The sequence below is a fragment of the Escherichia sp. KS167_9B genome, from assembly GCF_030295215.1.
GTDB lineage: Bacteria > Pseudomonadota > Gammaproteobacteria > Enterobacterales > Enterobacteriaceae > Escherichia > Escherichia coli_F.
Genome location: NZ_AP025754.1, coordinates 2,900,580 through 2,913,419, shown reverse-complemented (window position 1 = coordinate 2,913,419; position 12,840 = coordinate 2,900,580). Strand labels below are relative to the sequence as shown.

Genomic DNA, 12,840 nt, shown 5'->3' with positions numbered 1-12,840 from the left:
TCAACTGGCGTCGTACCAGGCATCACTGGCGGATGCGGCGTAAAACGCCTTATCCGCCCTACGCGTTAAAGAGCCGGTTTGTAGGCCTGATAAGACGCGCTAGCGTCGCATCAGGCATTGTGCTCCAGTGGCGAATGTGTTTAATGGCGATGCCCATGTCCGCGGCCCTTTCCGCGATGATCATCACGATCGCGCCAGCCTTCACGATAGCCACGCTCATAGGCTTTACGCTTATCCCAGCCACGGTGGTAGCCATTATCATGACGCCACCAGCGGTTCTTACGCCATTCATAATTGCGATGCCAGTAGTCACGGTCGCGCCAGTGACCACCGTCCCAGTAATTACCGTAATGATCGCGATCGCCAATTTGTAATTTGATTGATGGCAGTAGGGTGATTTCACCTGCGTTTGCCGCAAGCGGGGTAAATGCCATCAGGGCGGCCGCCAGAAACAGTGACCTGAACATTGTTATTCTCCTTCACGATCGAAGCCGTCAGCGGCCTGTTAACGCAATATTACGGGGAGGTAAAGCCCCGTATCATCGCCATAACTCTTAAATCATAAAGGAGAGCATTTTTTGCTAAACGTTATCGTGGGGTGGCTGTTGCTTCGGACGATTGACCATCATCATCGGCTTACCGGCTAATAACAGCCATGCAGGAAGCATGACGATACAGAGCAGCGGTAGCAATGTGGTGTTAGGGACAACAACCGCAGCCATAAATAGACTTAACCAGCCATCGCGTGTTACCACCAGCACGATGCCGAGAATAGCGCAGGAAACGGTTATTGCCGCCGGGACAGCGGGAACGTGCTCATGTAGCATCAATCCTAATGCCACGCCGACAAACACTGCCGGGAAGATTCGCCCACCGCGAAAGCCGCTGGCGGCAGCAACCACGAGAGCGGCAAGTTTAATCACTGCCAGCAAAAAGTAATCGCTGGTGCTGAAAGCCTGATTTGCCACCATCTGCTGCATCTCATCCAGCCCTTTAAATAGCGAAACCGGTCCAGCAATAACCCCCAGAATACCGAGAATAAATCCGCCCACTCCCAGCATTAGCACCGGATTTTTAATCTGATGCATCATCGCGTGCAACCGTGGCAGACACCATACGGCAACCATCCCTGCTGCGATGGCAATCGCCGCCACAATTGCACCGCTGAGAATATCGGTCATCTCCATCTGCCCATAATGCGCAATGGGCAGTGAAAAATGAGGATGGAAAAATAATCCGGTAGTAAGTGCACCAGCTGCTGCGGCCATTAACGGCGCAAAGAGACGGTCCCATAGCGGAACCTCATTACTGCCATTTAAGGTTTGCGAAAATATCAACGCCGCCGCAACAGGTGTGCCAAACAGCGCGCCGATGGTTCCGGCAGAGGCTAAAATAGTCCACTCCATTCGGTTGACGCGCGGTAACAGACGAGCGCCAATGGCGACGGCAAGGGCGATATTGACGGTCATGATCGGATGTTCCGGCCCCAGGCTGACGCCGCCAGCAAGACCGAGAATTAATGCTACGATAAGTCCTGGTAGCGCAGAGGGCGGAACGGGTGCGCCGATCAGCGGTTCACAGGCGGGGTCTGGTCCAGCATGCCCCTGGCTGAAACGGATAACCAACCCCACCGCAATACCCGTTAGCGTTAATATGGCGATGATCCAGAAAGGTGAATCCTGGGCTATTCCCAGAGTTCCCGGCAGTCGTTGCCAGAGCAGAGTCTGTAATACCGAGGCGATTTTCATCACCACAATCAGAATAAGACTGGACGCAATCCCAATTGCCACGGCGGGGAGTGATAATAACAACATGGTTCTGGCTCGCGGATGGAGCATGGTCTATTCCTTATGCGGGGTCAGATACTTAGTTTGCCCAGCTTGCAAAAAGGCATCGCTGCAATTGGTGCTGAAACGATAAAGTAATTGTGTGACCCAGATCGATATTTACAGGGAGCCTGCCTTTCCGGCGTTGTTGTTATGCCCCCAGGTATTTACAGTGTGAGAAAGAATTATTTTGACTTTAGCGGAGCAGTTGAAGAATGACAAAGTATGCATTAGTCGGTGATGTGGGCGGCACCAACGCACGTCTTGCTCTGTGTGATATTGCCAGTGGTGAAATCTCGCAGGCTAAGACCTATTCAGGGCTTGATTACCCCAGCCTCGAAGCGGTCATTCGCGTTTATCTTGAAGAACATAAGGTCGAGGTGAAAGACGGCTGTATTGCCATCGCTTGCCCAATTACCGGTGACTGGGTGGCAATGACCAACCATACCTGGGCGTTCTCAATTGCCGAAATGAAAAAGAATCTCGGTTTTAGCCATCTGGAAATTATTAACGATTTTACCGCTGTATCGATGGCGATCCCGATGCTGAAAAAAGAGCATCTGATCCAGTTTGGTGGCGCAGAACCGGTCGAAGGTAAGCCTATTGCGGTTTACGGTGCCGGAACGGGGCTTGGGGTTGCGCATTTGGTCCATGTCGATAAGCGTTGGGTAAGCTTGCCAGGCGAAGGCGGTCACGTTGATTTTGCGCCGAATAGTGAAGAAGAGGCCATTATCCTCGAAATACTGCGTGCAGAAATTGGTCATGTTTCGGCAGAGCGCGTGCTTTCTGGTCCTGGGCTGGTGAATTTGTATCGCGCGATTGTGAAAGCCGACAACCGCCTGCCAGAAAATCTCAAGCCAAAAGATATTACCGAACGTGCGCTGGCTGACAGCTGCACCGATTGCCGCCGCGCGTTGTCGCTGTTTTGCGTCATTATGGGCCGTTTTGGCGGCAATCTGGCGCTCAATCTCGGGACATTTGGCGGCGTGTTTATTGCCGGTGGTATCGTGCCGCGCTTCCTTGAGTTCTTCAAAGCCTCTGGTTTCCGTGCCGCATTTGAAGATAAAGGGCGCTTTAAAGAATATGTCCATGATATTCCGGTGTATCTCATCGTCCATGACAATCCGGGCCTTCTTGGTTCCGGTGCACATTTACGCCAGACCTTAGGTCACATTCTGTAAATCCTTCCTGTTATATCGGGAGATAACTCTCCCGATAATCTTTTAAATCAAACAGTTAATTCAATTTTTCTTTGTGTCCCCTCACAAGGCCGACCTGCGTCACACTTCCGTACAGCGGGATTAATTCTCCAGTAAATGCATTATTTGTCTGGTAACGGCGATTTGTTTTGCACGTTCATAATTTCACTCGTCAACTATCACCGAACGAGGAATTAACGATGAGTAAGAAACTGATTGCCTTATGTGCCTGCCCAATGGGCCTGGCTCACACCTTTATGGCCGCTCAGGCGCTGGAAGAAGCGGCGGTAGAAGCCGGTTATGAAGTGAAAATTGAAACCCAGGGTGCGGACGGCATCCAGAATCGTCTGACCGCGCAGGATATCGCCGAAGCGACCATCATCATCCACTCCGTGGCGGTTACCCCGGAAGATAACGAACGTTTCGAATCACGCGACGTTTATGAAATCACTTTGCAGGACGCAATTAAAAACGCTGCGGGCATCATCAAAGAAATCGAAGAGATGATTGCCGCTGAACAACAGTAATATTCGACAGGGATAATTGTTATGGCCATTAAAAAACGCAGTGCAACCGTTGTGCCTGGCGCATCCGGTGCGGCAGCGGCAATTAAGAATCCGCAGGCCTCTAAAACCAGCTTCTGGGGTGAACTCCCGCAGCATGTGATGTCAGGGATTTCACGCATGGTGCCGACCTTAATTATGGGCGGTGTGATCCTCGCTTTCAGCCAGCTGATTGCTTATAGCTGGCTTAAAATTCCTGCGGATATCGGCATCATGGATGCGCTTAATAGCGGGAAATTCTCCGGTTTCGACCTCTCCTTACTGAAGTTTGCCTGGCTGTCACAGTCCTTTGGTGGCGTACTGTTTGGCTTTGCCATACCGATGTTTGCCGCTTTTGTGGCGAACTCCATCGGCGGCAAACTGGCGTTCCCGGCTGGTTTTATCGGCGGCTTGATGTCTACCCAGCCTACGCAACTGCTGAACTTCGATCCCAGCACGATGCAATGGGCGACCTCTTCGCCGGTGCCGTCCACCTTCATTGGTGCCCTGATTATTTCTATCGTTGCGGGTTACCTTGTGAAGTGGATGAACCAGAAAATCCAGTTACCGGATTTCCTGTTAGCGTTCAAAACCACATTTTTGCTACCGATTCTTTCCGCCATTTTTGTCATGCTGGCGATGTACTACGTCATCACCCCCTTTGGTGGCTGGATTAACGGTGGTATCCGTACCGTGCTGACCGCCGCGGGTGAGAAGGGCGCGCTGATGTATGCGATGGGTATCGCAGCAGCGACCGCCATCGACCTCGGTGGTCCAATCAACAAAGCAGCAGGTTTCGTTGCCTTTAGCTTTACCACCGACCACGTATTACCGGTTACCGCGCGTTCAATCGCTATCGTTATTCCGCCGATAGGCCTGGGTCTGGCGACCATTATCGACCGTCGTTTAACTGGCAAACGCCTGTTCAACGCTCAGCTTTATCCGCAGGGTAAAACCGCGATGTTCCTTGCTTTTATGGGGATCAGTGAAGGTGCGATTCCGTTTGCGCTGGAAAGCCCCATCACCGCTATTCCGTCCTATATGGTTGGCGCGATTGTCGGCTCAACCGCCGCTGTCTGGCTGGGTGCAGTTCAATGGTTCCCGGAATCTGCTATCTGGGCATGGCCGCTGGTCACTAACCTCGGTGTCTATATGGCGGGGATCGCGCTGGGAGCAATCATTACTGCGCTGATGGTGGTATTCCTGCGTCTGATGATGTTCCGTAAAGGCAAATTGTTAATCGATAGCCTGTAAGAAGGAAAATCCAGATGACATTACTCGCTTCGCTGCGCGACTGGCTTAAGGCACAACAACTGGATGCAGTGCTTCTCTCCTCACGGCAGAACAAACAACCGCATCTGGGGATCTCCACCGGATCAGGCTATGTGGTGATTAGCCGTGAAAGTGCGCACATTCTGGTGGATTCGCGCTATTACGCGGATGTAGAAGCCCGCACGCAAGGCTACCAGCTGCATTTGCTTGACGCGACGAACACGCTTACCACTATCGTCAATCAAATCATTGCCGATGAGCAGTTGCAAACGCTCGGTTTTGAAGGCCAGCAGGTAAGTTGGGAAACCGCGCACCGCTGGCAGTCTGAACTCAATGCGAAACTGGTAAGCGCCACGCCGGATGTGCTGCGGCAAATCAAAACGCCAGAGGAGGTGGAGAAAATCCGCCTCGCCTGTGGGATTGCCGATCGCGGTGCAGAGCATATTCGCCGCTTTATTCAGGCGGGGATGAGCGAATGCGAGATTGCTGCTGAACTGGAGTGGTTTATGCGCCAGCAGGGCGCAGAAAAAGCCTCTTTTGACACCATTGTCGCCAGCGGCTGGCGTGGGGCGCTGCCGCACGGCAAAGCCAGCGACAAGATTGTTGCAGCGGGCGAGTTTGTCACTCTCGATTTCGGTGCGCTGTATCAGGGCTACTGCTCTGATATGACGCGCACCTTGCTGGTGAATGGCGAAGGGGTGAGCGCCGAATCTCACCCACTGTTTGATGTGTATAACATTGTCCTGCAGGCACAGCTCGCGGCAATCTCCGCGATTCGCCCCGGCGTGCGCTGCCAGCAGGTTGACGACGCCGCGCGCCGGGTCATTACAGAAGCCGGTTATGGCGACTATTTCGGTCATAACACCGGTCATGCTATCGGCATTGAAGTCCATGAAGATCCGCGTTTTTCACCGCGGGACACCACGACGCTACAGCCAGGGATGTTACTGACCGTGGAGCCGGGGATTTATTTGCCAGGGCGAGGGGGCGTGCGCATCGAAGATGTCGTGCTGGTTACCCCGCAAGGCGCGGAAGTGCTCTACGCCATGCCAAAAACAGTGTTGCTCACGGGAGAGGCATAATGGATTTATCGCTATTAAAAGCGTTGAGCGAGGCAGATGCGATCGCCTCCTCGGAACAGGAAGTGCGGCAGATCCTGCTGGATGAAGCGGATCGCCTGCAAAAGGAGGTGCGATTTGATGGTCTGGGATCGGTGCTGATCCGCCTCAATGAATCGACAGGTCCGAAGGTGATGATCTGTGCGCATATGGACGAAGTGGGATTTATGGTGCGTAGCATCTCCCGCGAAGGGGCGATTGATGTCCTGCCAGTTGGCAATGTGCGCATGGCTGCCCGCCAGCTTCAGCCAGTACGGATCACTACTCGTGAAGAGTGCAAAATTCCCGGTTTGCTCGATGGCGAGCGGCAGGGGAATGACGTCAGCGCCATGCGCGTGGACATTGGTGCGCGCTCGTATGACGAAGTGATGCAGGCAGGTATTCGTCCGGGCGATCGTGTCACGTTTGATACCACTTTTCAGGTTCTCCCTCACCAGCGAGTGATGGGTAAAGCCTTTGATGACCGCCTCGGTTGCTACCTGCTGGTGACGTTACTACGTGAGCTGCACAACACCGAGCTGCCTGCGGAAGTGTGGCTGGTGGCAAGTTCCAGCGAAGAGGTGGGATTACGCGGCGGGCAAACCGCCACCCGCGCGGTGTCGCCGGACATCGCCATTGTGCTTGATACCGCCTGCTGGGCGAAAAACTTTGATTATGGCGCGGCTAACCATCGCCAGATTGGTAACGGCCCGATGCTGGTGTTAAGCGACAAGTCGCTGATTGCGCCGCCAAAACTTACCGCGTGGATCGAAACCGTGGCGGCAGAAATTGGCGTGCCGTTGCAGGCCGATATGTTCAGCAACGGCGGAACGGACGGCGGGGCGGTGCATTTAACCGGCACTGGCGTACCCACAGTGGTGATGGGGCCAGCAACCCGCCACGGACATTGCGCCGCATCGATTGCCGACTGCCGCGACATTTTGCAGATGCAGCAGCTTTTATCTGCCCTTATTCAACGTCTTACCCGTGAGACGGTTGTTCAACTGACGGATTTCAGATGATCTCCTGATTAACCCGGAGCGGTTATGTTAACGATTCAATTTCTCTGTCCTTTGCCAAACGGTCTGCATGCTCGTCCGGCGTGGGAACTTAAAGAGCAGTGCAGCCAGTGGCAAAGTGAAGTCACCTTTATTAATCATCGCCAGAACGCCAGGGCTGATGCCAAAAGCTCGCTGGCGCTGATTGGCACCAGCACCTTATTTAATGACAGTTGCAGCTTGAACATTAGCGGCAGCGATGAAGAGCAGGCGCGGCGCGTGCTGGAAGAGTATATCCAGGTGCGCTTTATCGACAGCGACAGCGTTCAGCCGACGCAGGCAGAACTGACGGCGCATCCGCTGCCGCGTTCATTAAGCCGCCTTAACCCGGATTTACTGTACGGCAATGTGCTGGCAAGCGGCGTCGGCGTGGGTACGCTGACCCTGTTACAAAGCGACAGCCTCGACAGTTACCGGGCGATCCCCGCCAGTGCGCAAGATTCCACCCGGCTGGAGCACAGCCTGGCAACGCTTGCCGAGCAACTGAACCAGCAATTGCGCGAGCGTGACGGCGAAAGCAAAACCATTCTCAGCGCCCATTTGTCGCTGATTCAGGATGATGAATTCGCGGGCAATATCCGTCGCCTGATGACAGAACAACATCAGGGGTTGGGTGCAGCGATCATCAGCAATATGGAGCAGGTTTGCGCCAAACTTTCTGCTTCTGCCAGTGATTATCTGCGCGAACGTGTTAGCGACATTCGCGATATCAGCGAACAGTTACTGCATATCACCTGGCCGGAACTGAAGCCGCGCAACAATCTGGTGCTGGAAAAACCGACTATTCTGGTAGCCGAGGATTTAACCCCAAGCCAGTTTTTGAGCCTCGATTTAAAAAATCTTGCGGGCATGATTCTGGAGAAAACCGGGCGCACCTCGCATACCCTGATTCTGGCCCGTGCCTCGGCGATCCCGGTTTTGAGCGGCCTGCCGCTGGATGCGATCGCGCGTTATGCCGGGCAACCGGCGGTGCTTGACGCCCAGTGCGGCGTGCTGGCGATTAACCCGAATGACGCGGTGAGCGGTTATTATCAGGTTGCGCAGACGCTGGCGGATAAACGTCAGCAACAACAGGCGCAAGCTGCCGCGCAGCAGGCCTATTCCCGTGATAACAAGCGCATTGATATCGCGGCGAATATTGGCACCGCTCTTGAAGCGCCTGGCGCGTTTGCCAACGGCGCGGAAGGCGTTGGACTGTTCCGTACCGAAATGCTCTATATGGAGCGCGACAGTGCGCCGGACGAACAGGAACAGTTTGAAGCATACCAACAGGTGCTACTGGCGGCGGGCGACAAGCCGATTATTTTCCGCACGATGGACATCGGCGGCGATAAAAGCATTCCTTACCTCAACATTCCCCAGGAAGAGAACCCGTTCCTCGGCTATCGCGCGGTACGTATTTACCCGGAATTTGCTGGTCTGTTCCGCACTCAATTGCGGGCTATTTTGCGCGCTGCCAGTTTCGGTAATGCCCAGTTAATGATCCCAATGGTCCACAGCCTCGATCAGATCTTATGGGTGAAGGGCGAGATCCAAAAAGCGATCGTTGAGCTTAAGCGCGATGGCCTGCGTCATGCAGAGTCGATTACGCTGGGTATCATGGTGGAAGTACCGTCGGTGTGCTACATCATCGACCACTTCTGCGATGAGGTCGATTTCTTCAGTATCGGTTCTAACGATATGACCCAGTATCTGTATGCGGTCGATCGTAATAACCCGCGCGTATCGCCGCTGTATAACCCGATTACGCCATCGTTCCTGCGCATGTTGCAGCAGATTGTTACCACTGCGCATCAGCGGGGTAAATGGGTAGGTATTTGCGGTGAACTGGGCGGTGAAAGTCGTTATCTGCCGCTACTGCTTGGACTGGGCCTGGATGAGCTGAGTATGAGTAGCCCGCGTATTCCGGCGGTGAAAAGCCAGCTTCGTCAACTGGATAGCGAGGCGTGTCGGGAATTGGCTCGTCAGGCATGTGAATGCCGCAGTGCGCAGGAAATTGAAGCGTTACTCACCGCCTTTACGCCGGAAGAAGACGTTCGCCCACTGCTGGCGCTGGAGAATATCTTTGTTGATCAGTCATTTAGCAATAAAGAGCAGGCGATCCAGTTCCTGTGCGGCAACCTTGGCGTTAACGGGCGTACTGAACATCCGTTTGAGCTGGAAGAAGATGTCTGGCAGCGGGAAGAGATTGTTACTACTGGCGTTGGTTTTGGCGTGGCGATCCCGCACACCAAATCTCAGTGGATCCGTCATTCCAGTATCAGCATTGCCCGGCTGGTGAAACCGGTTGACTGGCAGTCAGAAATGGGCGAAGTCGAACTGGTGATTATGCTGACGCTGGGCGCTAACGAAGGGATGAATCATGTGAAAGTCTTCTCGCAGCTGGCGCGTAAACTGGTGAATAAAAACTTCCGCCAGTCGTTGTTTGCCGCGCAAGATGCACAAAGCATCCTGACGCTGCTGGAAACGGAATTAACCTTCTGACGTTAGCCCTGAAAACGGGCGCTGTACTCTCCCGGCGTCAGGCCAAACTGACGCCGGAAGACGCGACAAAAATAGTCGCTGTCCGGAAAGCCGCAACGCTGCGCCACTTCATGAATCGACAGATGATATTTCTGCAAAATCATCCTCGCCTTCGCCATTCGCACCCAACGCACATATTCGATAAAACGCATTGTTCCATGCTGCGCAAACAGTTTTGACAGATGATTGGGCGTGATATTAAAAAACTGCGCCACGTTCTCACGGGTGAGCGGCTGGGCATAATTATCCTGAACCCAGTTACAAATGCTGTGATAGAGAAAATCGCCGCGCGGCTGCGAATTACCCGGCGGCATATTCACCACGTTGCGGCAAAGATGCAGCAAACTTAACACCAGCGGCTGAATGATATTCTGCTCCAGCGGCGAACGGCTAAGATGGGTGAGGGCAGTAAGCATTGCTTCACCTTCGCCGCGTTGCAGGCTGGGAAGTTGGATCTGGCGAGCAGGATGCAACAACGACGTGGTGCGGCTATCGTAAAACGATAACCCAAGCCAGGTCGGCGCGAATACCAGGCTTAACAGCATTACCGGTTTGTTGTTGACCGGTAAATTAGCCGCGCGCGCTGGAATAAACAGCATTTCTCCTTCCACCATACGCTGCTGCTTTGCTTCCAGCAGGTTGCCGTATTCGCCGCGTAGCACGATATCCAGACGGGGAAAATCAATACATAAACTGCCCACCGGCAATGAGGCAGGCTGGCTGGCAAACCAGACGCGCCCCAGTAGTTGCGGGTTAAGCACCAGGCCGCTGAACAGATCGGCGAAAAATTGTTGATCGGCGGGCAAGCCTGTTGCTTTCATGAAAATCCCGATTACAGATGCATTAACTGCCTGAATTCTTTTACTTTGCTACGGCTGACCGGTACTTCAAAATCCAGATCTTTCAGTCGCAGAATGTAGGTGTTATTAAACCACGGTTCGATTTCGCGGATTTTGTTCAGATTGACACAAAATGAGCGATGGCAGCGGAAAAAATGTGACGGCGGCAGCTTGCTGCAAAACTCGGTAATGTTCATCGGCATTACGTAGGATTCACGCCGCGTATAGACAAAGGTCATTTTCTCGTGCGCTTCGGCGTAATAGATATCGTTAATTGGCGTGACGATGATGCGCTCATCTTTCACCAGATTAATGGTGTCATTCTCACGCATTACCGTCGTGGCAGGCGTACTGCTGGTCTGCTGTTGTTGCCAGGCCGCTTCCAGCTTTTGCAGCATTCCTGTAATGCGTGATTCCTGATACGGTTTGAGAATGTAGTCAAACGCCTCCAGTTCAAACGCTTCTACCGCATGTTCTTTCCAGGCGGTGATAAATACAATAAACGGTTTATGAGCAAACTGGCTGATGTTTTGCGCCAGCAACACGCCATCCAGCGACGGAATATTGATATCCAGAAAAATGGCGTCGACGCGGTTATGCTGCAAAAACTTCAACACGTCCAGACCATCGTCAAAGGTGCCGACAATCTCCATCTGGCTGTGCTCTTTAATCAGCCAGCTCAGTTCCTGTTGTGCCAGGAATTCGTCTTCAACAATGATGACTTTCACAATATCACTCCGGCTCAAAGCAATAACGTAGCCTGTGAGGCGACAGGGGTGCGTTGGTTAGGAATGTAAAACGCAATTTCCGTTCCTGGTTCCAGGCGGCGGATATGCAGCCCCTCGCCATACAATAACTTCACGCGATGATGGACATTCAGCAGGCCAATTTTATTGCCCGGCATTTCGTTCGCTTCGACCCGCTCAATGACTTTTGGATCGATGCCGTGCCCGGTATCTCGCACCGCAATGCGTACCCGATTACCGCACTCTGCAACGCTGATGGTGACAACGCCTTTACCTTTGCAAGGCTGAATACCGTGGACAATGGCGTTTTCCACCAACGGCTGGATCAGCAGGCTGGGAATGCAGCAATTGACCTCTTCATCAATATCATAGATAACCGTCAGCTTGTCGCCAAAGCGGGCCTGCTCAATGGCAATATAGTCTTTAATTTGATACAGCTCTTTTTTGATATCGATTTGCTCATCGTCTTTTAATTCAATGTTATAGCGTAGATAACGCGACAGATTAAAGATTAACTGGCGAGCGGTATCCGGATTCAGACGGATCGACGATGAGATAGCATTCAGAGCATTAAACAGGAAATGGGGATTAATTTTGCTTTGCAGAGCGCGAAGCTCTGCCTTATTTGCCATTTCACGTAGCTGCTCGGCGCGTGAAACCTCCAGTTGGGTGGAGATGATTTGCGACAGACCGACAGCCATTTCCTGTAATGACGAGGTGATCTGATGCGCGTGGCAGTAGTAAATTTTCAGTGTTCCTGTCACCACGCCTTTCTCCCACAATGGGATCACCAGCATCGAATGAATCTCTGGCGTGCGGTGGGCTTCATCATTATTTTTAATAATGATTTTTCCGTAATTCATTGCCTGACGCGTTGTTGGGCTAATGAAGTCATCGCCATTCTGATAGTTGTGTTCACCTACGCCAACATAGGCCAGCACATGATCGGTGTTGGTAATCGCTACCGCATCGGCGTGAATATCATCGCGGATAATTTCACAAACTTTGCGTAATGACTCGCTATTGACATGGCGAAACAGCGGCAGCGTTTTGTTGGCGATATCCAGCGCCAACTTGGCCTGCCGCGCGGCGCTGGCCTCTTTTTCGCCCTCAACGCTTTGTACCAGCAACACAATAAAGCCGATACAAACGCTGCCGAGGATCATCGGAATCCCGATTTTGGAGACGATATCAATCCCCAGTGCAGTGGTGGGCGCCCAGACAATCACCAGAATCATCGTCAACGTTTCACATAACATGCCACCGAGAATACCGACGCGCCAGCGCTGTGCTTTGGGGATTTTCAGGTTGATCCAGCCTGATATGCAACCCGCGAGAATACTGGTGATAAAGCACGGAATTGCCGTCACGCCGCCGATGTCAATTAAATAACGGTGAATACCCGCAATCACACCGGTAATGATGCCTACCCACGGGCCAAATAGAATTCCGCCTGACATCACCGCGATAATGCGCACATTAACCAGCGAGCCTTCTACGGGCACGCCGGACCAGGTGCTGAACAGGGCGAACAGCGAGAAAATGGCGGTAACGGCGAGCAGCTCTTTTGGGGAGTGCGCCGACTTGTGCAACAGTTCGCGAAACAGGCGGATACGGATGAGAAAGAACAGGCAGATAAGCATTAACGCTGCCCGATCGAAGACCGCCAGCAGCATATTGAATATTTCGTGCACGGGTGACTCTGAATAAGGATTAAACCTCTATGATAGGTAACCTG

Annotated in this window: 11 protein-coding genes; 6 read left to right on the top strand and 5 right to left on the bottom strand. The window is 52.9% G+C overall.

The window, feature by feature from the left end:
- Positions 1-140 precede the first annotated feature (140 nt).
- On the bottom strand, positions 141-467 hold the full coding sequence (gene ypeC, locus QUE34_RS14545; protein ID WP_000490072.1) for a DUF2502 domain-containing protein YpeC: 327 nt from the start codon (positions 465-467) through the stop codon (positions 141-143).
- Positions 468-581: 114 nt separating this feature from the next.
- Entirely contained in the window at positions 582-1,838 is a 1,257-nt protein-coding gene (locus QUE34_RS14540; RefSeq protein WP_032303487.1) for an ion channel protein, read from the bottom strand.
- Between the two features lie 203 nt (positions 1,839-2,041).
- Between QUE34_RS14540 and glk the strand changes: the two genes are divergently transcribed.
- The 6 genes from glk (at position 2,042) to ptsP (ending at position 9,478) form a co-directional block, all read left to right on the top strand.
- Complete coding sequence (gene glk / locus QUE34_RS14535) at positions 2,042-3,007, top strand: glucokinase (RefSeq protein WP_000170346.1); 966 nt, start codon at positions 2,042-2,044, stop codon at positions 3,005-3,007.
- A 218-nt stretch (positions 3,008-3,225) separates the two neighbouring features.
- Positions 3,226-3,552, top strand: coding sequence for a PTS fructose transporter subunit IIB (locus QUE34_RS14530; protein ID WP_000038455.1), 327 nt, complete (start codon positions 3,226-3,228; stop codon positions 3,550-3,552).
- A gap of 21 nt (positions 3,553-3,573) precedes the next feature.
- Positions 3,574-4,821, top strand: a complete 1,248-nt coding sequence (locus QUE34_RS14525; protein ID WP_032184775.1) for a PTS fructose transporter subunit IIC — start codon at positions 3,574-3,576, stop codon at positions 4,819-4,821.
- Positions 4,822-4,835: 14 nt separating this feature from the next.
- Positions 4,836-5,921 carry an aminopeptidase gene (gene ypdF / locus QUE34_RS14520; protein ID WP_000173271.1) on the top strand — a complete coding sequence of 362 codons (1,086 nt, stop codon included), beginning with the start codon at positions 4,836-4,838 and terminating at the stop codon, positions 5,919-5,921.
- Positions 5,921-6,958 (top strand): aminopeptidase, encoded by a 1,038-nt coding sequence (ypdE, locus tag QUE34_RS14515; protein ID WP_000365996.1) that lies wholly within the window; start codon positions 5,921-5,923, stop codon positions 6,956-6,958. Before ypdF ends, ypdE begins: the two co-directional genes overlap by 1 nt.
- Positions 6,959-6,982: 24 nt before the next feature.
- Positions 6,983-9,478 (top strand): phosphoenolpyruvate--protein phosphotransferase, encoded by a 2,496-nt coding sequence (gene ptsP / locus QUE34_RS14510; protein ID WP_032303484.1) that lies wholly within the window; start codon positions 6,983-6,985, stop codon positions 9,476-9,478.
- Between the two features lie 2 nt (positions 9,479-9,480).
- On the opposite strand, the gene QUE34_RS14505 is transcribed toward ptsP, so the two are convergent.
- The 3 genes from QUE34_RS14505 to ypdA are packed head-to-tail and all read right to left on the bottom strand — an operon-like array spanning position 9,481 to position 12,796.
- Complete coding sequence (locus tag QUE34_RS14505) at positions 9,481-10,338, bottom strand: AraC family transcriptional regulator (protein ID WP_103253407.1); 858 nt, start codon at positions 10,336-10,338, stop codon at positions 9,481-9,483.
- Between the two features lie 11 nt (positions 10,339-10,349).
- Entirely contained in the window at positions 10,350-11,084 is a 735-nt protein-coding gene (ypdB, locus tag QUE34_RS14500) for a two-component system response regulator YpdB (protein WP_047645922.1), read from the bottom strand.
- A 14-nt stretch (positions 11,085-11,098) separates the two neighbouring features.
- Entirely contained in the window at positions 11,099-12,796 is a 1,698-nt protein-coding gene (gene ypdA, locus QUE34_RS14495; RefSeq protein WP_000544359.1) for a two-component system sensor histidine kinase YpdA, read from the bottom strand.
- Between the last annotated feature and the right edge of the window lie 44 nt (positions 12,797-12,840).

What these genes read in the sequence shown, in the direction of transcription:
- ypeC (WP_000490072.1), bottom strand. Translation starts at nt 467, where the DNA reads ATGTTCAGGTCACTGTTTCTGGCGGCCGCCCTGATGGCATTTACCCCG.
- QUE34_RS14540 (WP_032303487.1), bottom strand. Translation starts at nt 1,838, where the DNA reads ATGCTCCATCCGCGAGCCAGAACCATGTTGTTATTATCACTCCCCGCC.
- glk (WP_000170346.1), top strand. Translation starts at nt 2,042, where the DNA reads ATGACAAAGTATGCATTAGTCGGTGATGTGGGCGGCACCAACGCACGT.
- QUE34_RS14530 (WP_000038455.1), top strand. Translation starts at nt 3,226, where the DNA reads ATGAGTAAGAAACTGATTGCCTTATGTGCCTGCCCAATGGGCCTGGCT.
- QUE34_RS14525 (WP_032184775.1), top strand. Translation starts at nt 3,574, where the DNA reads ATGGCCATTAAAAAACGCAGTGCAACCGTTGTGCCTGGCGCATCCGGT.
- ypdF (WP_000173271.1), top strand. Translation starts at nt 4,836, where the DNA reads ATGACATTACTCGCTTCGCTGCGCGACTGGCTTAAGGCACAACAACTG.
- ypdE (WP_000365996.1), top strand. Translation starts at nt 5,921, where the DNA reads ATGGATTTATCGCTATTAAAAGCGTTGAGCGAGGCAGATGCGATCGCC.
- ptsP (WP_032303484.1), top strand. Translation starts at nt 6,983, where the DNA reads ATGTTAACGATTCAATTTCTCTGTCCTTTGCCAAACGGTCTGCATGCT.
- QUE34_RS14505 (WP_103253407.1), bottom strand. Translation starts at nt 10,338, where the DNA reads ATGAAAGCAACAGGCTTGCCCGCCGATCAACAATTTTTCGCCGATCTG.